18 protein-coding genes are annotated in these 20,769 nt (G+C 37.9%); 7 read left to right on the top strand and 11 right to left on the bottom strand.

The window, feature by feature from the left end:
* Positions 1-365 precede the first annotated feature (365 nt).
* The gene (locus ACM03V_RS12700; RefSeq protein WP_414621142.1) at positions 366-2,636 is read right to left on the bottom strand and encodes a glycosyltransferase; all 2,271 of its coding nucleotides are present in this window, start codon (positions 2,634-2,636) and stop codon (positions 366-368) included.
* A gap of 323 nt (positions 2,637-2,959) precedes the next feature.
* On the opposite strand from ACM03V_RS12700, the gene ACM03V_RS12695 reads away from it, so the two are divergent.
* The 3 genes from ACM03V_RS12695 to ACM03V_RS12685 all read left to right on the top strand — a co-directional run bounded on the left by ACM03V_RS12695 (position 2,960) and on the right by ACM03V_RS12685 (position 5,751).
* Positions 2,960-3,424 (top strand): DM13 domain-containing protein, encoded by a 465-nt coding sequence (locus tag ACM03V_RS12695; protein WP_414621141.1) that lies wholly within the window; start codon positions 2,960-2,962, stop codon positions 3,422-3,424.
* 90 nt (positions 3,425-3,514) lie between these two features.
* The gene (locus tag ACM03V_RS12690) at positions 3,515-4,210 is read left to right on the top strand and encodes a DUF4079 domain-containing protein (RefSeq protein ID WP_414621140.1); all 696 of its coding nucleotides are present in this window, start codon (positions 3,515-3,517) and stop codon (positions 4,208-4,210) included.
* Positions 4,211-4,359: 149 nt separating this feature from the next.
* Positions 4,360-5,751 carry a sensor histidine kinase gene (locus tag ACM03V_RS12685; RefSeq protein WP_414621139.1) on the top strand — a complete coding sequence of 464 codons (1,392 nt, stop codon included), beginning with the start codon at positions 4,360-4,362 and terminating at the stop codon, positions 5,749-5,751.
* Between the two features lie 137 nt (positions 5,752-5,888).
* Here the strand turns inward: ACM03V_RS12685 and ACM03V_RS12680 are convergent, their stop codons facing one another.
* The 3 genes from ACM03V_RS12680 to ACM03V_RS12670 all read right to left on the bottom strand — a co-directional run bounded on the left by ACM03V_RS12680 (position 5,889) and on the right by ACM03V_RS12670 (position 7,350).
* Entirely contained in the window at positions 5,889-6,137 is a 249-nt protein-coding gene (locus ACM03V_RS12680) for a tetratricopeptide repeat protein (RefSeq protein ID WP_414621138.1), read from the bottom strand.
* Between the two features lie 118 nt (positions 6,138-6,255).
* Positions 6,256-6,576, bottom strand: coding sequence for a DNA-binding protein (locus ACM03V_RS12675; protein WP_414621137.1), 321 nt, complete (start codon positions 6,574-6,576; stop codon positions 6,256-6,258).
* Between the two features lie 126 nt (positions 6,577-6,702).
* Positions 6,703-7,350 (bottom strand): restriction endonuclease subunit R, encoded by a 648-nt coding sequence (locus ACM03V_RS12670; protein ID WP_414621136.1) that lies wholly within the window; start codon positions 7,348-7,350, stop codon positions 6,703-6,705.
* Positions 7,351-7,662: 312 nt separating this feature from the next.
* Between ACM03V_RS12670 and acs the strand changes: the two genes are divergently transcribed.
* On the top strand, positions 7,663-9,633 hold the full coding sequence (gene acs, locus ACM03V_RS12665; RefSeq protein WP_414621135.1) for an acetate--CoA ligase: 1,971 nt from the start codon (positions 7,663-7,665) through the stop codon (positions 9,631-9,633).
* A 302-nt stretch (positions 9,634-9,935) separates the two neighbouring features.
* Positions 9,936-10,424, top strand: coding sequence for a DUF4365 domain-containing protein (locus ACM03V_RS12660; RefSeq protein WP_414621134.1), 489 nt, complete (start codon positions 9,936-9,938; stop codon positions 10,422-10,424).
* A gap of 156 nt (positions 10,425-10,580) precedes the next feature.
* On the opposite strand, the gene ACM03V_RS12655 is transcribed toward ACM03V_RS12660, so the two are convergent.
* Complete coding sequence (locus tag ACM03V_RS12655) at positions 10,581-10,748, bottom strand: hypothetical protein (protein WP_414621133.1); 168 nt, start codon at positions 10,746-10,748, stop codon at positions 10,581-10,583.
* Positions 10,749-10,925: 177 nt separating this feature from the next.
* Between ACM03V_RS12655 and ACM03V_RS12650 the strand changes: the two genes are divergently transcribed.
* Positions 10,926-11,699 (top strand): Uma2 family endonuclease, encoded by a 774-nt coding sequence (locus ACM03V_RS12650; RefSeq protein ID WP_414621132.1) that lies wholly within the window; start codon positions 10,926-10,928, stop codon positions 11,697-11,699.
* A gap of 76 nt (positions 11,700-11,775) precedes the next feature.
* Here the strand turns inward: ACM03V_RS12650 and ACM03V_RS12645 are convergent, their stop codons facing one another.
* The 5 genes from ACM03V_RS12645 to glgA all read right to left on the bottom strand — a co-directional run bounded on the left by ACM03V_RS12645 (position 11,776) and on the right by glgA (position 17,115).
* Positions 11,776-12,534, bottom strand: coding sequence for an SDR family NAD(P)-dependent oxidoreductase (locus tag ACM03V_RS12645; protein ID WP_414621131.1), 759 nt, complete (start codon positions 12,532-12,534; stop codon positions 11,776-11,778).
* Between the two features lie 363 nt (positions 12,535-12,897).
* Positions 12,898-13,365 carry a MarR family winged helix-turn-helix transcriptional regulator gene (locus tag ACM03V_RS12640; RefSeq protein ID WP_414621130.1) on the bottom strand — a complete coding sequence of 156 codons (468 nt, stop codon included), beginning with the start codon at positions 13,363-13,365 and terminating at the stop codon, positions 12,898-12,900.
* Positions 13,366-13,626: 261 nt separating this feature from the next.
* Positions 13,627-14,559, bottom strand: coding sequence for an ATP adenylyltransferase family protein (locus ACM03V_RS12635; protein WP_414621129.1), 933 nt, complete (start codon positions 14,557-14,559; stop codon positions 13,627-13,629).
* A gap of 242 nt (positions 14,560-14,801) precedes the next feature.
* Positions 14,802-15,389 carry a HEAT repeat domain-containing protein gene (locus tag ACM03V_RS12630; protein WP_414621128.1) on the bottom strand — a complete coding sequence of 196 codons (588 nt, stop codon included), beginning with the start codon at positions 15,387-15,389 and terminating at the stop codon, positions 14,802-14,804.
* Positions 15,390-15,639: 250 nt separating this feature from the next.
* Entirely contained in the window at positions 15,640-17,115 is a 1,476-nt protein-coding gene (glgA, locus tag ACM03V_RS12625) for a glycogen synthase GlgA (protein ID WP_414621127.1), read from the bottom strand.
* Between the two features lie 340 nt (positions 17,116-17,455).
* Between glgA and ACM03V_RS12620 the strand changes: the two genes are divergently transcribed.
* A complete protein-coding gene (locus tag ACM03V_RS12620) occupies positions 17,456-17,764 on the top strand; it encodes a DUF6679 family protein (RefSeq protein WP_414621126.1) in 309 nt (102 codons plus the stop codon).
* A 605-nt stretch (positions 17,765-18,369) separates the two neighbouring features.
* On the opposite strand, the gene ACM03V_RS12615 is transcribed toward ACM03V_RS12620, so the two are convergent.
* On the bottom strand, positions 18,370-20,706 hold the full coding sequence (locus ACM03V_RS12615; RefSeq protein WP_414621125.1) for a DUF5682 family protein: 2,337 nt from the start codon (positions 20,704-20,706) through the stop codon (positions 18,370-18,372).
* Between the last annotated feature and the right edge of the window lie 63 nt (positions 20,707-20,769).

The following is a 20,769-nucleotide window of genomic DNA, read 5'->3' as shown; positions in this document are numbered from 1 at the left end:
CCACGGCTTAAATAAGGCAACCATTAAAAATGGCTGAAAAGCTTAGAAAATCAAACTTCTTACTTCTTACTTCTTACTTCTTACTTCCGCCAAGCGGTACTAGGCTGTTGACTTTGATATAATTTCTCGGTTTTTATTCATACAGCTTTTATGTCGGTAACAACCATAATCTTTTTCCCTCACCCCGCCTCCGGCACCCCTCTCCAGGAGAAGGGCAGAGGGGAAGGGGGAGAGGGCAATATCTTAAACACCAACACGTTTTTTGTATGAATTTTTATGCTTAAAAAATGTACAGAGTCAACAGCCTAGTCGCAAACCTTTGTCTAATAGGGAAAATCCTCTCAAGAAGACAAAAGTTCCCTTTTTTAAACTTTAGAAACTACTACAGCATTAACATCAACTTTGCGATCAAACAAAATTCGCGGTTTGAGCAATATCTTGAACAGTAGTATAAATGATTGTAATTCGCCGGGAGTACATTTACGCTTCCATTGTCCAGGACGACAGAATAACATTTGTACTAAACGGCGATGTTGAGGTACGGTAACAAGGGGAAATCTAACTCGAATTATGGGAAATTCATCTTTAATTCCCGTGCGTAAAATCTCTGCATTAAGCTGTAAATTTTCTTCGGCTATTTCTAGTTTTACCGATTGATTGGGAATTAATTCCATCGGTATTTGTTGGGTAAGAGCGATTTCTGCACCAACTTCGGAAATCATTGTGGTTACTCCCCAAGCTGTTTTTTCGCCAACATCTAAACGTACTACTCGTCTTAAATCAAACCATTCATAAACATCGGCTTTGGGTGCATCGAGTAATATTAATAAGGAGATTCCAATTAATATTAAGTTGTAAATACTCCATATCCAGCCTAAATCTAAACCTTGGAAATGTTCTACTACTTGAGGAGTGCTTGACTGCTGCCATAATAGCACCAAACACATTCCTAAATTCCGCCATAAGCTAACAGCATTGGCAATGAATAAGATGATTAAAGGTAAGGCTAAATTCCAGTTGAAATAAAATTTATGACTGGCGTTTCCTTTGGGTGTAACTTTAAATCCTTTTGAAAATGGATTTAACATTACTTTAATTACTGTTAATGCCAGGGGAAAAGCTAACGCTATACTGTATATTTCCGATAAAATAGCAGAACGTGAACGTGAATTTAGCCAGGAGAATACCATTAGCTGTGTGAGATAAAAAGGTAGAAGGAAATATAGTGCTTCTTCTACGGTTGCCTGTACGGGAATAATGCCTAAAAATGAATATGCTAAAGGCATTAATAAAAAGCCGACGCGGGAAATGCTAGCAAACCAGTTGAGCAATCCTTCTAAATGAGCTAATCTTTGTAATGGTCGTAATCCTTTAATTGTCAGAGGATTTGATTTAATAAAAAATGCTTGTAAAGTACCCTGCGCCCAGCGGATGCGTTGAGTTGCGTGTGCGCCGATGTTTTCAGCAGCTAAACCCGCGCTGAGTTTTTCATCTAAATATATAAGCTTATAACCTTTCGCTGATAAATTAATTCCTGTAAAATAATCTTCGCTAAGAGATTCGGTAACAAAACCGCCAGTTTTCTCTAATGCACTGCGTCTAACAACAAAAGAAGTTCCCGCACAAACTACGCTTCCGGCACTATCTTTTATCGGTTGAATCTGTCTGTAAAATACTTCTTCTTCCGGAGTGACAACATTTTCTAAACCTAAATTATGGGCGATGGGATCAGCATTATAAAAGCTTTGTGGTGTTTGTACTAAGGCTACTTGTTCTTCTTGAAAAAAGCCTACGGTACGAGTGAGAAAGTTTGTTGTCGGAATAAAATCGGCATCATATACAACGATTAATTCTCCATTGATTTTAGTAAATGCATGATTTAGATTACCCGCTTTAGCATGATTATTTTCTTGCCTGCTAATATACTGGCATCCCAACTCTTCAGCTAAAGCCTTCATTTCTGGACGACGAGTATCATCTAATAAATAAATAATTTTGTTATCATATTCCAAAGCTTGACAGCCAATAATTGTCCGTCGTAAAATGAAAGCTGGCTCGTTATAAGTTGGAATCAAAACATCGACGCTAGGATTAAAATTACCTTCAATAACAGCAATTGATTTTCTATCTGCATCGTGACGGCGTTCCTTGACATTCAGCATCAAAAATAACTGAATTGTCGCACTGAATAAAACCAACATTTCTAAACCAAACAAACCCAAACTAAACGCTCCATTTAAAGGAGTGTCTAAATTTAAAGTTGATAAAGAGCGCCACAAAACATATCTACCAGTTAAAAATAATAATATTCCTACAACTAATCTTCTAGACCAAATACGGGGTTGAGGAGAAATTTTCATGATACCCCAAACAGCTATCAATAAAGCGACAGTTGGAGCTAATAAATACTTTCCCGTCACCATTGGTGCCTCCAACCACATTGGTGGATTTCGCTGTAAAAAGTTAATTTGAGCAAAAATTGCATTTATTTGATTTTCTCCAGCAAACCAAGCTCCAACGATAATTGCTGATAAAATAACAATGCTTAATAAAAATAGAGTTGCAGTTCTAATTTTGAATTTACTTTTACGAAGATTACGTTGATATTTCCGTTTTTCAGATGGTGTAATTATCATTGTTATATTCCGATAGTTGGTAGACGAGTCGATTTTGGATTTTAGATTGCTTTTCCAATAGTTCAAAATATTAAGCTGTTACATTATTTAATATAATTTAATTTAAAGAAAACTGAGCGTGCTTACGTGAGTAATATTACGCAAATAAATATTTTTCTCATCTAAAACTCAATATAGGTTGATTTATATAACTTTGGATTAAAACAAGATTAGAAATAAAATCAAAATTTAGCCTAATTTTCAACAACTTCTCAGCTTCTATTAATTTATCTACTAAAACAAAGCTCTAAAGTGTACTCATAGACGAATTTGAGGACACCGCAATGAAATTCAAGTATGCAGCCGTTTTAGGTATTGTTGCTTTATTAAGCGTAGGTTGTACAAATGTAGAATCACAGCAATCAGAAACTCAACCCCAAGCAGAAACAGTTGCAGAAACTCCTGCTGCTGGCTCCGTCCAGGCTTCGGGTGCTTTTATCGACGCAGAACATCCAACCAAAGGAACCGCTAGTATTATTACTGAGAATGGGAAGAAATACATTCAATTTGATAACAACTTTAAATCGGATAATGGCCCCGATTTATTTGTAATTCTGCACAAAGACGACAAATTGCCAATTACCGGAATTAAAGAAGCAGATTATACAACTGTTGCTGCTTTAAAGAGTACAAACGGCGCTCAAAAGTATGAAATTCCTGAAAATGTAGATTTAGCTACCTTCAAATCTGTAGCTATTTGGTGTCGTAAATTTAATGCAACCTTCGGTTATGCAGTTTTAAAAGCATAGATAATACCAAATCCGCTTAAATACTTGTCGTATTTGTGAGGGTGGGTAATTGGTAATTGGTAATAATTACGATACAAGGCTTAGACAATAATGGAACTAACAGATTTTGTTACACTCATACATCCGGCGATCGCGATCGTCTTTGTATTCCCTCTCATCGGCAATGTAGTAAACTTCGCATGGGCTGCACGTCAGCGTCGTTTGCAAACTAAAAATAAAATTAAAAGCAAAATTCCCCCGGTTGTTGGTGCGGAACACAAACGGATGGGAGACTTGTTAACAGGTTCGGTTGTGGGATTAACTTTACTCGGTGTAGGACATCCAATTACAGAAAATATTATCAAACAAGAATTGTGGAGTAAATCACCTTTTCAAGTTGTTTTTATTGTCTTGTTATTTGCAGCTACTATCGCTTCTTTAGTATTACTCTACAAAGCTAAAGAAAAGCAATGGCGAGCAATTTTTGCAACCTTAACAGGTATGGGTATAGTTATATTAGGTTGCCAAGATGGAGTTTTTCGACGTACAAATGAATGGTATTGGTCGCATTACTATTACGGAATAGCTGCATCTTTACTGATGGTTTTCTCATTAGCAATTGTACCGGAAATTTATCGCGACAAAACTAATAAATGGCGCATTATCCACACAGTGATTAATACTTTTGCTCTAATGCTATTTATCGGACAAGGTATGACAGGAGTCAGAGATTTACTAGAAATTCCTCTAAGTTGGCAGAAACCTTTTGTCTTCCAATGCGACTTCGTGAATAAAACCTGCTCTTGACAGTGAACAGTTATCAATTATCAGTTACCAGTGATAGCTGATAATTAACTTCTTTTTCGACTTTAAAATACTAAAATTATTTAATTCCTATAATTATTAACTACTAACCACTAACCACTAACTACTAATTACTATTAACTAACTTTTAGATGAAACTTGACTTTAATTCTTTAAGACTACGTTTAACGGCTGGTGTTGCTGCTTTTTCTATTCTCGGTTTGGGAAGCCTTGCTTCTTGGACTGGTTGGAGAATGCAGCAAATATTAATTGAAAGTCATAAAAAAAATATTGAAGAAATTGCTACACAAATACCCCGCGATGTTGAAATGTTAAGTAAAATGGTTCCGGAAGAACAAGCAATTTCCCAAGCAATTAATAATTTCAAGACTAATAACGCATTATTATGGGTAGAAAGTTTAGATAATAAAGTGTTAGCCAAATCTAATACTGTAATGAACTCATCGAAATCTCAGGAGAATGAATTAGCTTCTTTAACACAAGTACCGATTAAACCTAAAGTTGTGCAAATCAAGAATCGCTATTTTGTTTTGTGCAGCGATTCTTTAAGTTTACAGGGCAAAGTAATCGGAAATATCTCTGTAGCTCAGGATATCACCCGCGACCAAACTATGTTTGTAGTAATGATACAAAGTGTAGGTACTACCAGCATTTTGGTTATTATTATTATGGCTGGAGCGATTGCATTTTATATTCAGCGCTCTTTAAAACCTTTGCGACAGCTAAGTCAAATGACGGAAGTGATTTCTGCTGACGATTTAGGAAAAGCGCAACTGTATTTAGATAAAGCACCAAGCGAAGTTAAGCAGTTAGCTGAAACTTGTAATATGATGCTGGCTCGTCTTTCCGATTCTTGGGAAAAAGAGCGACAGTTTGTTAGTAACGTGTCTCACGAATTACGCACGCCATTAACAATTGTCCACGGTTATTTGCAAAGTGTATTACGAAGACAGCAGAATTTAACAGAAATTCAAAAAGAAGCTTTAGAAACTGCTGCATCGGAAGCAGAAAGCACTATTAGTTTATTACAAGATTTATTAGAATTAGCTAGAGCAGATCACGGTAATTTACATCTTAATATAGAAAACTGCATTTTGAATGATATAGTCAGCGAAGTTGTAGAAATGGCAGATAAATACAGTGAAAGAGATATAACAGTTGAAGCTTCAAAAGATGTGATCGAAGTTAAAGCAGACTATAATCGTCTCAAACAAGTATTGCTAAATTTGATTGACAATGCTGTTAAATATTCAGAAGCAGGAACACCGATAACTTTAAAGTTAACTCGTAAGGAAGATGAAGGATGCGTTCAAGTTTGTGATGTGGGTTATGGCATACCTTTACAACATCAATCTCGGATATTTGAGCGTTTTTATCGAGTAGATGAAGCGCGTAACCGGGCTGGTGGAACTGGTTTGGGTTTATCGATAGTTAGGACGTTGGTTGAAGGAATGGGTGGTAAAGTTTCGGTGCGTTCTAAGTTGAGTGAAGGGAGTGTTTTTACTGTTAGTTTGCCGGTTTAAGAAATGGGTAATGGGTAATTGGTAGTTGGTAATTGGTAATTGGTAATGCCGTAACCTACCATCTGTGAGTTGTGATAATAATGATAAAAAACCGCAGAGACGCGGAGAGCGCGGAGGAAGAGAAGAAGAGAGGTCTTTTATTTACCGAAAAGTTTTTTCCATAAAGGGTTTTTCTTATTCTTTTCTCGTTGCATGATTTCTAGATTGTCACGAGTTTTTTTAGTATTGGGATGTTTTGTACCTAATATTTGTTCGCATATTTTCAAGGCTTGGATATAGAGAGGTTCGGCTTGTTCATAACGTCCTTGGGATTTGTAAAGTAATGCCAAGTTGTTCAAGTTTTGTGCATAGTCGGGATGATTTTCACCTAATATACGTTTTCTCAATTTCAAAGCTTGGATATAGAGGGATTCGGCTTCATCGTATTGTCTTTGGGATTCGTAAAGTCCTTATTATGGGCGCATGAGTGCATAACTCAAGTATTTTCTGAGTTAAACGTTCTCTTTAATCTTTCTCAACCAAATTAATTCGATAACCCAAAGTATCTAAAAATTCAATTAACCCTCTAATTTCCGCACCACCAGTTTCAGCCAATATTTTATCGAGTTGTTCGTAATGCTCTTGTGCAGCTTCGGAAAAATTATCGCTGCGTTTTTGTGCTTCTACAACTTCTTCTAAAGCAGAACGAAAAATTTTAGCGTCGTAACCATCTTCATCTAATTCCAGAAAAGTCTCAATATATGCAGCAGCTTCTTGAGAATCTTTAAGAGAATTAACTAGATATTCTTTGCAACTTTTACTTGTCGGTGCTTTCAAGTCTTCCATACTCTCTACAATATTACAAGCTTATTTTCTAAAAAACTCTGCGCTCCTCTGCGTTTCACTTTGGATTCCTTTGCGTTAAATTATATTATTCCAATACTAATAAATTTGATTTAATACCTCCATTAGTCATAAACTAAAACCCGGCAATTCACAAATAGCTTTCATCACTTGCAATAACACAGTTGAACTTTGTGTTTCATTTAAACTTAGTGATGGCATTAATTGATAAATTGGCGGATTTGATTGTTTTAAATATACAAATTGGTAGCGAAGTCCGTTAGTAACTAAACCCCAAACTGATGATTGCTCCTCTAAACTTTTGAAAGCGTAAGTTAACAATTGCGGTACACCTTCAAAAACATCGATCGCACTATTTTTTGTTTCAATTACCAAAACCCAAAAAGGCGGTGTAGTAATTGCCTCAGCTTGATTAACTGCTAAAATATCCATCCGTCCTTTGATAATTTTATCTTCGTCTTCAACGGCTATTCCCACTACATCTTCCATTGTTAAACGAATTGGAATATCGTAAAATCCGGCCAAGCGCATTAAAGGAGCGATAGTAAAAAATTTGACCATACCTTCTGAAATTTTACCCGCTGCAAGATAACGTTCAAAGTCGTTGCTAATGCGTGATAAATCTTGTTGTTCAAACTCTGTTAATGGTTCTAAAGTCAAATAATCTGTAAATAAACCGTTTGCTTGCTTTTGCAATTTCAATAGACGATGAACGTCATTCAAAGATAAACTACTAGGCTCAACTGTTATAGTCATAGTTAATATTTTTAAAGCATTATTACAATTATCCCTCAAAAGTTTTTTTTCTTCGTTACCAACACAATGAAAGATGCAGTTACACATAATATTTAGCCCACCTTACAGTGGGCTTTGTTTCTGTAGCCCCAGACTTCCAGTCTGAGGGCTAACCAAGGAATATAGAAATGTATCAATGTATGTCAATTAACTTTGTGTTTCCCTAACTCCTTGCTATCATGCGCGACAGATATGCTTAAGGAAAATCTAAAGATTCTCTGACAAATATCAGTTAACAATAAACTGTAACTATAACGAACTTGAATACAAATTATGCCTGAAGCAAATATAGAATCGATTCTCCAAGAAAAGCGTTTATTCCCACCCACTGCGGAATTCTCGCAAAATGCCCACATCAAAAGCGCAGAAGACTATCAGCGTCTTTACGACAAAGCAAAAGCTAACCCCGAAGCTTTCTGGGCTGAACTTGCTGATAAAGAATTAGACTGGTTTCAAAAGTGGGATACCGTTTTAGATTGGCAGCCACCTTTTGCTAAGTGGTTTGTTAACGGCAAGATTAATATTTCTTACAATTGTCTTGACAGACATCTCACTACTGCCAACAAAAATAAAGCCGCGATTATTTGGGAAGGTGAACCGGGAGACTCGCGCACCATTACTTACGCACAGTTGCACCGCGAAGTTAGTCAATTCGCCAACGCTCTCAAACAACTTGGCGTGAAAAAAGGCGATACCGTGGGCATTTATATGCCGATGATTCCCGAAGCGGCGATCGCCATGTTAGCTTGTGCCAGAATTGGGGCACCTCACAGTGTTGTATTCGGTGGTTTCAGTGCGGAAGCTTTGCGCGATCGATTAAACGATGCCAAAGCTAAGGTGGTAATTACTGCCGATGGTGGTTTTCGTAAGGATTCAGTAGTTCCCCTCAAGCCCCAAGTTGACAAGGCTTTAGAAAATAATGCCGCTCCTTCTGTAGAAAATGTCTTGGTGGTGCAGCGTACAAAGCAAGATATTGAAATGCAGTCGGGAAGGGATTATTGGTGGCACGATTTGCAAAAAGAAGTTTCCGCAGATTGTCCCGCCGAACCAATGGATGCTGAAGATGTGCTGTTTGTTTTATACACTTCTGGCAGCACGGGTAAACCGAAAGGTGTCGTTCATACCACTGGTGGCTACAACCTTTACAGCCACATGACCACCAAATGGATCTTCGATCTACAAGATACAGATGTATATTGGTGTACTGCGGACGTAGGTTGGATTACTGGACATAGCTATATTGTTTACGGGCCGCTTTCCAACGGTGCAACCACGGTAATGTATGAAGGTGCGCCGCGTAAATCGAATCCCGGCTGTTTCTGGGATGTTGTAGAAAAGTACGGCGTGACAGTATTTTACACTGCACCCACAGCAATTCGCGCCTTTATCAAAATGGGCGACGAACACCCCAAAGCACGAGATTTATCATCTTTGCGATTATTGGGAACCGTTGGCGAACCAATTAATCCGGAAGCTTGGATGTGGTATCACCAGGTAATTGGCGGGGAAAAATGTCCGATTGTCGATACTTGGTGGCAAACGGAAACCGGCGGCATCATGATTACACCTTTACCCGGCGCAATTCCTACCAAACCTGGTTCGGCAACTCGTCCTTTCCCCGGTATCCTTGCAGATATCGTCGATTTAGACGGCAATCCGGTTGAAAATAACGAAGGTGGATATCTCGTAGTTCGTCATCCCTGGCCCGGTATGATGAGAACAGTATACGGCGATCCAGACCGCTTCCGCCGGACTTATTGGGAACATATAGCGCCCAAAGACGGCAAATACCTTTACTTTGCTGGCGATGGTGCGAGAAAGGATGAAGATGGCTATTTCTGGGTAATGGGACGGGTAGATGATGTATTGAATATATCTGGTCATCGCTTGGGTACAATGGAAGTAGAATCAGCCCTGGTTTCCCATCCAGCGGTAGCTGAAGCGGCTGTAGTTGGTAAACCTGATGAAATTAAAGGCGAAGAGATAGTAGCATTTGTGACCTTAGAAGGCGATCGCGAAGCTAGTGAAGAATTGAACAAAGAACTGAAAAAGCACGTAGTTGCAGAAATCGGCGCGATCGCCCGCCCCGGTGAAATTCGTTTTACCGACTCTTTACCCAAAACTCGCTCTGGTAAAATCATGCGGCGATTATTAAGGAATCTTGCAGCAGGGCAAGAGGTATCAGGCGATACTTCAACTTTGGAAGATATCAGCGTGTTGGATAAATTGCGAGAAGGAGCATAGGATTTTGGATTAATTGATTGTGGGGTGGGCATCCTTGCCTGCCCTTATTTAATAGCAAAGCAAGTTAATCTACTAATGTGATACCATTTGATTTACGTATAATTATCTGTTGTTTTGTCTTGTCTATAAAAAAGTTAAATGTTGATAATTTGGAAGATATTAAATCTATCCGAACTGCTGGTGTTGACATTTTTAACATAGAAAGATTTTAATAGTTTTTTAACGCGGAGTTTTTTGATTTTGTCGAAAATTATGGCGAAATTTGAAGCGATATTAGTTGTTGTACTGGGAGATTTATCGAGATGGCGAATGAGTTAGAACAATCAATAAAAGATATTTTCGTGGCTTTGATGACTGAAGCTCATTCCGATGATGGAGCTATTTTTAACGTCCGATTTTTAGACGATGATATATTGCCTCATGTTGATTGCATTGTAGAATTAATTGGACAAAAAGATTATCTTCCCTTTTGTTTCGTACAGTTGAAAAGTACAAAAACAGGATATACCAAAAAAGATAAGCGTTTGAAAGTGAAATTTGCTCAAGAATCCCTCACTGGCTTGTCATTATATCCCGCACCTACTTATATAGTTGGAATTGATGAGAAAGACGAAAGTGCTTATCTTGTTTCTGCTAATGGTGAAAGTCTGAGTGCAATGGCGAGTATTCCTACAGAGTTTCCCATTAATCTATCTAATAGAGGAACTCTTTGGAATGAAGTTAATGATTTTTGGTATAGAGCTAAGAAAATCAAATTTGCATCGAAGTTTGTTGAGAGTGTAGAAGAGTAATTTTAGTTATGAGTTAGGAATTAAAATAATTAAGATTATTATAGTGTAGGCGTTTAAATCGTCTTCAAGAGGTGCTGTAGTAGTAATATTCAAATACTAACTACAACCTTAAATTATGTAAAAAAATTATTTTACAGGTTTTATAAGCTATCGAGGTCAATATTTAATTCTCTCAATATCAGAATGATTTTGAAAGTGAACTTTTAATACTTCTGTTGCATAACTTAAGTAATAACGCGATTGGTCACTTTCAGCCATTGGTTTACCATCTTCTTCAGGATACTCAATTGGTGCGACCGGGCAATATTCTACAATAGTTGTCATAGATAATTCCTCAAATTTACTTTTATTTAACTGATATCTTTTATCTAAAACCTAAACAGTTGAAAATTAAATTAAAATATGATTATTTCCTGTCTCAATTATACGATGAACTATTTTGTAGTTTTCATTTACATTCAAGCATTATAATAAACCATTAATATTCCTCTACTTCCAGCTATGACTACCCTGTCATCACTTACCTTACCAGATCATACTCAGTTACCAGAATCCGATGGAAGTTTTGTGAAGAATTGGCAAAAACATCCTCAAAGCATTTTACTCACCGATTCAATTGAGCCAATTTTAGAACAATTGCATCCCGAAGGTAACTTTTGCATCGGACAAGATTTAGGTATTTATTGGCGTTTAACTCAACCACCAGAAAAAGGCGCGGAAGCACCGGATTGGTTTTATGTACCTAACGTACCGTTAACTTTAAATGCAAAAACGCGACGTTCTTATGTATTGTGGAAAGAATATGTTGCGCCATTAATTGTAATTGAATTTGTATCTGGAGACGGTAGCGAGGAACGAGATCGAACCCCACCGTCTCAAGAAGGTAAAGTAGGCAAGTTTTGGGTTTACGAACAAGCAATTCGCGTTCCTTATTACGCAATTTATGAAGTCGCAAAAGAGCAAGTTGAAGTCTATCATTTAGTAGATAATACGTATCAAAAACTCGCACCTAACCAACGAGGACATTATCCAATTACACCAATGGGTGTAGAATTAGGAATCTGGCAAGGGCTATATCAAAATGCCGAATTACCTTGGCTGCGTTGGTGGGATGAGAATGGTAATTTATTATTAACAGGTGATGAAAGAGCAGAAATTGAAAAGCAAAGAGCAGAAATTGAACGACAGAAACGAGAAAGACTTGTAGATAAATTGCGTCATCTTTCTCCCCAACAGCTTGAAGATTTAGGAATCGATCCAGAAATGTTGGAATAGTTTAAGAGTTAAGAGTTATAAGTAATAATTCAGAAACCGGGTTTCTAACACTTTGAATTATTGCAAAATCTAAATTTCAACGCACATAAGAAGCACCATTAATATCAATTGTCGTACCAGTTGCGTGAGGTGCTAAACCAGATGCTAAAAAAGCAATAACATTTGCAACATCTTCGGGAGGTGCTATTTTACCTAAAGGAATATCGCGAGTTACGAAATCTTCACCGTAATCTTGAATAAATTTCTCTGCCATTTCGGTACGTACAAAACCCGGTGCAACGGCATAAGCTAAAACACCATCGTTACCAAAACCCCTGGCAATACTGCGAGTCAAAGCAACAACACCACCTTTAGAAGCAGCATAATGCATATATTCCGGGGTATCTCCTCGAAATGCTGCACGACTGGCAATATTAATAATTATTCCACCGTTACGAGTTTTAAAATGTGGAATAGCTTCTCTACATAAGTCAGCTACAGCAATAAGATTAACCTGTAAAGTATTTTTCCAAGCTGTATTCCAAATATCAAGTTTGTCTTCTATTCGAGCAGATGGCATTATTCCGGCATTATTAATTAAAACATCAATATTTCCGGTAAAAGATAAAGCGTCTTGCCATAATTGTACAGATGCATTTTCTACGGATAAATCTGCTTGTAATAAATGAATTTGATTATTTTCGATACTTTCAGAAACCGCTTGTGCTTTCTCTAAATTATTAGCATAATGTAAAATTACCTCAGCACCAGCTTTTACTAAAGTTTGTACCGTTACCGTACCGATACCAGATGAACCTCCGGTAATTAAAATTACCTTTCCGCTTAAATCAATCATGTCAAAATCTGGTTTGGTTTATAAAATTGTTTGTTGAGAAAGGGAACGTGGAACAGTGTAAAGAAGTAATTTGAATAAATAATTTTGGTTGTTTGACATATTATATAAAATAGTGCTTTTCTAGAGCTTTTCAGCAAAAGATTTAATACGAAAATTACAAAAATGACTGAATAATTTTATATATTTTCGCCACAAATCAAATAAATATTTGTATATATTTCTGTTGCCTGTTCCCCATTTCCTATTCCCTATATCTTCTTAAATTTATAAATCATCTTAAAAAAGCAGCTTTTACTCAAAAGCAAATTAATAAAATTAAGGAAATTTTATCTCACTTAAAATAGAGAATAATATTGCATCAAACTAAGATAAATTTGCAACCGCTTTATTTAATAACTGCGAAAAAAGTTGGCGATCGCCATCAGAAAAGCCGTGCATTGCTTGTTGTCTAATTTCCTCAACAATAGGCGGCAAAACGGTTTCGAGTTCCCTACCTTCATCAGTCAACCATATCCGCCAAACTCGTCTATCCTGCATATTTCGTTCGCGACGTACTAAACCTCTGTCTTCCATCCTATCGATAACGCCAGTTAAAGTACCGCCGACTTGTTTAAGTTTCTCACCAATACTAGATGTAGGTAAACCATCCTCTTCCCACAAACAGCACAACACAACCCAGTGAAAAGGAGTTAACTTCAAATGTTCGAGATGCTCGCTAAATCTACGGGATAGCAATTGAGATAGCAGCTTAATTTTATAATCAATACTGTAAGGTGCCCGTTGTTGTTTAGCCGAATCCGATATAGGGGAACTGTCTGATGTTTGAACCATTGATGTAAATTACTTAGCGCTCGTAAGATTAGATTATCATCATATGTAGTTTAAAATTAATTTGATTTTAGAGAATTTATTTCTGATTAAAATCGTAGGGGAGGCAAAAAGCGGTGTAGATTTTCTTCCCGCTTTATTAAGGCAAAATGGGGTGTAGATGTTCTCCCCCCATTATTGCCGTGCCGTTGCGTTATCGCTTCAGCCTAACGCACCGCAAAAAATGAGTAAACCTTAAAATTACAATTAAATACATTTTTTTTGTTAGCCATCACTCACCCCAACCTGCTTCAAAATCCCCATCGGTTTACAATCCTTCAATATCTGCATTTGCTCTTGATTTCTTACCAACAAAGCACCAGCAATACCCAAAGAATTAACAGAAATAGATTCAAAATGTTCTTGCGATCGCGGTACAATAAACATCCATTTTCTTGTTGCTAGAAAGTTATAAGCTATAGCATCGTTATTTTCTGTATCTTCATTCAATAAATCAACAGCTTTGAGTAACTTATAATAACGTTCAAGAGTAATTTGTGCAGCATCATTGGGAGAATTTATTAAATCTGAATCAAACAGAGAAAAGCCGTTTACAAAAGGTAAATATGGTACTCTTCCAACATCACCATTAAATACAGCAGATGCAAACAAAGGTGCAATTGGAATCGATTCTGTTTGATTGGGTGCGAGTGGTGTAGGAACAATTTGTAAATGCTTATGTCGTTGAGAAGCACCAGCGATTTTCCCACCGTTATAAAACACTAAACCATCTATTTCCCTTAAACAAGCCCACATTGCTTGAAAATCTTGATAATTAAGTAAATTGTCTTGCTCCTCAAATTCGCGAGTCACAATTAACAGGTGATTTTCGACAACATTAAATTTATTTAACAAACATAAATGCGTCGGGGAAATATCTGCAACAAATAAATCTTCCTCATAAGGAAGAAAAGGATTAAAATCTTTACCTTTCTTAGCAGCTTTATCCTGTTTATTTTTCGCTTCATCTTTGCGCGTTAAATTAGATAAAACTCTAACTAAAAAATTAATTCCATTTTCTTCCACAAATTCGTAATCCGTTTTTATAGATTGCAAAGCACCACATTCAAGCCCGTGTTTGGTTTGCTCTTTAATTCGTGCCCATAAAGTACCGGGTTGCAACAATATTTCTCGATCAAATAATTTATTTCCTGTCATAGTTTTATAAAATTATAAGTTGATTTTAGTTATCTATTATTATATTTTATCTAACTAAAATAACTATTTTAAAATTTACGAATTAAATTTAATTGAATACTTAACGTAGCAGTTGAAACCGCTGTCACACAAATAAAACCCGCCGTAAGGCAGGTTATAAATTAGCCCACGCAGGTGGGCTTTGTATCTGTAGCCCCAGCCTTCGAGGCTGCGGGCGATTGTGCTAATCAACCTGTCAATCTTTATTCCTTCAAAACCGCTACCGAATCCCGCAACACTTCAACCTTATGCTTCGGAAATTCACTTTCAGAATTATCAATAATTTTCAAAGCAGTTTCAAACTCAGAAATTGTCTTTTCCAATTCAGCATTAGAAATACTATCTTTATTTTCTTTCATTTTAAATGCTATATTGCTCAAAATATTTACCGAAACAGAACCAAAATCTTTATCCGGCAGCCTTTTAACTAAAGCAGGAATCAAAGCTTGAGCATCAATTTTATCTAAAGCAAGTGCAGCACTTACAGCTAATGTTTTAGGATTTTGCTTATTTTCCAATATATCAATTAGTACGGGTACCGTTGATGCAGCATCTTTTCGCATCTCACCTAAAGCCATCGCCGCATTTTCGCGATATTCATTATTCTCTTGCTGATTTTGCAATATCGCAACTAATTTCGGCTTCGCAGCTTTAGCTTCAGCACCCATATTTCCTAATGCGTAAATTGCAGCACTGCGAATGCTGCCGTCTTTATCATCTAATGCTTTAATTAATGCTGGAATTGCCGCTTTCGCTTCTTTTCCTAAATCTCTAATTCGATTGATAGCCATATAGCTAACTCCTCAATCTTTGTCTTCAATTGCTTTGATTATTACAGGTAAAATCTGGGGATTGGTTTTATTAAATTTTATACGTAATTGGATAAACGTCATTCATTGAATTACCCAAATCAATTTGCTGAAAAATAAAAAACGCCCTCTTAGGGCGCATATCAAAATAATTAATTCGATAAAAGATTCTAGAAAGTATTGCTTTAAAATCCAAAATCTAAAATCTAAAATCTAAAATCCCTGCATCGAATCACTCTTCCCGAATCGACTCGTAAATCCCCAAGTAATCACTCGCTGGATGATTCCACGAGTAGTCATAATCCATACCTTGTTTGACAAGCATTCGGAATTCATCTTTCTCGTTATGCCATAACCACAAAGCCCGCTCCATTGCAAACTCTACAGCATGATAATCCATATCATTAAATACGTAACCGTTACGTTTCTCCGCCGGTTTATCCAAATCGTAATCTCTGTCAAACACGGTATTAACTAACCCACCAACTGCCCGCACAATCGGCACTGTGCCATATTTCAAACCAATCATCTGCGTAAGTCCACAGGGTTCGTAGTTACTGGGAACCACAATCATATCTGCCCCCGCGTAAATTAAGTGGGCTAATTCTTCATCAAATCCAAGTTCTAAATGAACGTCGGGATTATCATTTAAGAAATTTTTCTCATGCTGGAATTGAGCATTAATTTTAGCCCCCGTTGCCGAACCCAACAGGACATATTGTGCATTTTTATACAGCGCGTGGTAAATCGAATGATGTACCAATTCAACGCCTTTTTGACCATCCAATCGACCGATATAAGCCACGATTGGTTTATCAACTTCTTGTAACAGCAGCCTTTTTCGTAATGCTTGTTTATTTTTGGCTTTAGCGTCAATGTTATCTATACTGTAAGGTTCGGCAATATAACGGTCTGTTTGCGGATTCCAGAAGTTATCATCGATACCGTTGAGTATGCCGCGATACTTATCTTGATGTAAATCAATAGTATGACTCAATCCACAGCCAACATCTGTATAATGCGCCTCCCAAGCGTGATGGGGAGATACGGTATTTACAGCATTTGAATAAACAATTCCCCCTTTCATAAAGTTAATCGCAAAAGGATTAAAATTATCTCGCAGCTTATCGTATTGGAAGTAATAATTTTCGCGATTTAAACCAGTAGCTTGCAGTATTTCTGCACCACCCATTCCTTGATGCTTAAAGTTGTGAATGGTGTAGCAAACCCGCTGATTTCCCATGCCGTGATATTTGTAAATCTCATAGAGCATCACTGGGATTAAACCAGTTTGCCAGTCATGACAGTGGATAATATCGGGGCGCTTATTGCTTTGTAATAAAAATTCCAATGCTGCTCTACTGAAAAACGCAAAGCGCATATTGTCATCATCACAACCGTAATAGCAGCCGCGATTGAAGAAATTATCTTCAGAATGAGGTTCGATAAAGAAACAAACTCGCCCATGTACCCAACCGCAGTACACCGAGCAATGAATTTTACCATCGTACCAGGGCACCCACAAGTCTTTATACGCATCATGAAGACCCCAAACATGGTCATAACGCATACAGTCGTACTTCGGCAGAATCAACTCTACGCAATTCCCCCGGCTTTCTAATTCCGTACTAAGTCCGTAAACAACATCCCCTAAACCTCCAGCTTTAATTACAGGAGCGCATTCAGAGGCAATTTGTACAACGTACATTCCTACTCCTTGCTTAACCCGCTTAACAAAAATTTACTGTATTCATTAAAAACAGAATACAGCAAGGTACTTGACAAGCAAGATAATACAAAAAATTCTAATTGGCATCCCCCTAGACTCTTTCAAAAGTAGGGTATTAGAAGCAGAAAGGCTGATTTTATGTAGCTCAAATGTATAGCCCTTAAACGTAACCTAGTAACCGCAACTCATACCTCTATCTATAAGATTAATTATCAAAAAAAAATCACAAATCTTTTACATCTGAAGGAATATGTCTTAAGATATATTAAAGAGACTTAAATTAGCTTATGACTAGCTCACACTATTACCTTTAACCTTTATGGAGACTAAGCTTCAAGAACTAATTGGTCAGCAAAACGTTTGGTTATTGGTGAAAACCAGTAACGGCTGGCTAAAGAACGTAGATATTTTAGATGTTAATTCAGACACAGTTACCTTCCGTTACGAATCGGAATCGGAAGTAGACAAAAAAGTTTGGGAAAAGACAACTAGAATTGACAACATCGCCGAAATAGAAATTCGTCTGATGGCACTACCAAAAGACAACAAAAAAATACAAGATTTGCGCCAAAAGTTTTCTCAGCTACTAGAACAGGAAACTCAGGAATACCAAGAACCTTTAGAATAATTACAAATATTTGATTACCAACAAATAACTCATGTAGAGACGTAGCATTGCTACGTCTCCTTTTGCTGCGTAACAAACTACTATCTTGCCGTTATTAAATATAAAAATATAATCCGACGCTCGTAGGTTGGGTTAGACACGATTCGTAAATTTTGTTTGTAACGCGAATTTATAATTATCGTGTCGTAACCCAACTGTCTTATTCCGGGTTTTGTCTGCATATTTCAATTTATCCAAAACGCCTATATTGGGTTACGGTGCCGATATTAAGTCGTTAAATATGATTATCTCTTCCCATCGTGACAGCTTGTAGCTTGTAGGTTGGGTTAGACACGATTCGTAAATTTTGTTTGTAACGCGAATTTATAATTATCGTGTCGTAACCCAACTGTCTGATTGCAGGTTTTGTCTACATATTTTAATTTATCCAAAATCCTGATGTTGGGTTACGGTACCGATATTAAGTCGTTAAATATGATTATTGTTCATGCACCTAACCCAACCTACTAACTATTTCAGCAGTTTAGATCCCCCCAACCCCCCTTATGAAGGGGGGCTTTGCGTAAGTCCTAATAATATAAAACCTAAAAATATTTTTTAATTCCTCAAACCCCCAATAACTGCTTTAAAATCGGCAATACCAAAACAGCATTCTCTTGATTAATATCGCTACCATCATCAGTAAATCCTGACGTATTTCCATCCACACCATTCTTCACTCTTTCACCCATTTGTCTTCTTTCAGGTTCAGAAAAAGTAGAAAAAGTACGCCTTAATAAAGGTAACGAAGCAACAAAAAATTCTTCACTTAAGGTACTTACCCAATTATCCAAAACCTGCCAAAGCTTATCATCGTGTAAAAGTAATAAACCGCTACCTTTCAAAAATCCTTCTACCCATGCAGCAGCTTGAGATGGTTCGTTAGCTATAGATAAAGCCAAACCCATCCGACGTGCGGCTTCTGTCGCATCCAACACCTCAGCATCCAATAATAAACGACAGCAACGCCCGGAAATTAAGCCGTGTACGTTGGAATTATCTGCTATTTGTGATAATACCAGTCGCCAAGAGGTAATATGCTCTTCATTTTGTAATAAAGTAACAGTATTATTCACCTTCATCAAATTCTCATACATTGCCGCAGCCGCATCATCATCCAAGGAAGCGCAAGCACCCGGTAAACTAATACAAATTCGCGCTACCAACCCATCAACAACGTGAGATATCATCTCTGTATCGGTTTGGCGCACGTTACCGTAACGCATAACATTCGCTAGCGGTGGTAATGCATTCATTAAATGAGTAACATCGCTGGTTAAAGCCGCAGCATTTTGTAATCGCGACATCAAATAAATTACTGCATCGGGTAAGTCAGACAAAATCACTTTATCCAACAAATTTGTCAGCATTGGTAATTCATCAGTTGTATCCGCAGCACTACAAGCTTTGACATTTGCAGCATCGAGAATCGTATTACCCCAAACTCCGGCTTCAATTAAATTTACAGCAAATTCGGGATGCCACTGTACCAACCAAAATTCGTGAAAAGTACCCTTCTTACCCTGAGTTTGCTGAAATTGTCCCCAAGGAATATCTAAAAGATTGAGACGATGCAGTAAATGAGAGCGAGCTAAATCGTTTTCCTTACGCAAATCTAAATCGTACATTTTTTCCGTCGCATCCGCAGGCATCCGCAACCGCTTTTGCTGTCGCTGTAAATCTTGCTGCAACGGTACCATCGGCGTTTCGTCGGGTACTTTTCCCAAAGTTTCCCCAACAATTAACTTATCGAAAATTAACTGCATCGGTAAATCGCTACCAAAACACATCACCGTTTGAGTAGCTTCATTCAACTCCGGTAAACCAGGTAAAGAACGATTTCGCAACGCCGCCAAAGATTCCGCTAACCGCACCGCTTCAATTACGTGAGCCGAAGAAGCATCTAAATCTTGTTCCCGGAGTAAACGTGCTACCCGCGTCATCCAGGTTATTGAAATAGAGGGGGGAGAGGGGGGAGAATGGGTAGCAATTTCTTCATTATCTTCTTGTCTTTTTAATGCCCCATGCCCAATGCCCAATGCCCAATTCCCAATTCCCGAATTCCAAAGATGATGATACCAACCTGGCGATTCTATACCAGCACCATAACCGCTGCTGTATGATAAACGTCCGTAAGTCCAAGGTATCCAGGTTGCCTGTACTTTTGTTTTAGGTAAACCTTTGAGTAATGCTGTATCTTCCTTTGCAACTGGCACCTGGGAAAGTGCAGGGGCGTGCCAAGCACCACAGACAACGGCGATGCGCTGAAATCCTTCTTTTTCTGCTGCACGGATTGTTTTCCGCATATAGGCTTCCCGTTTGGCTTCGATGGGATTTTCCGAAGCTGGCATTTCCTCACGCACGGCAGTCATTGCTTCCAGGATAGCGGTAAATAAATCAACACTATCTTTGCGTGTTTCTACCATATGTTCCCACCAGCGTTCCCCGTCGCTGTAACCTGCGGCTTCCGCGAGTAAGCCCAAGGGATCTTGGGGAATTTTGGATTCTTCTCCTTGTCCCCCCATCTCCCCATCTTCTTGTCCCCCCGTCTCCCCATCTCCTTGTCCCCCCGTCTCCTCTTCGGCGATCGCCATCCGATGCATCAGGGGTAAATCCATGAACCGCACGGGAATATTATTACTTAGTCCAAATTGTATTGCTTGCCACTCTGGGGAGAAGACAGCAAAGGGATAATAAACGCTTTCTTTGGGGTTGTCTGGGAGGTAAATTAGTAGTGCTACTGGCGGCTGCATTTGCGATGAAGCGACTAGTGGCAGCAAGGATTCAGCATCGGGTGGTCCTTCGATCAGGATGGTATCGGGTTGCAGTTTTTCTAATGCTTTACGTAAACTGCGTGCTGAGCCGGGGCCGTGATGTCGGATACCAAAGATGTGGGTTGTCATGATGAATAAAACCTTACTAGACGCAGAGGAAGAAAATATTAGGAATTAGAAGTAACTATATTT

This window comes from Calothrix sp. CCY 0018 (assembly GCF_963920925.1).
Classification (GTDB): Bacteria; Cyanobacteriota; Cyanobacteriia; order Cyanobacteriales; family Nostocaceae; genus Rivularia.
The sequence above is the reverse complement of the archived record's forward strand: the minus strand, read 5'-3'. Positions and strand labels throughout refer to the sequence as shown.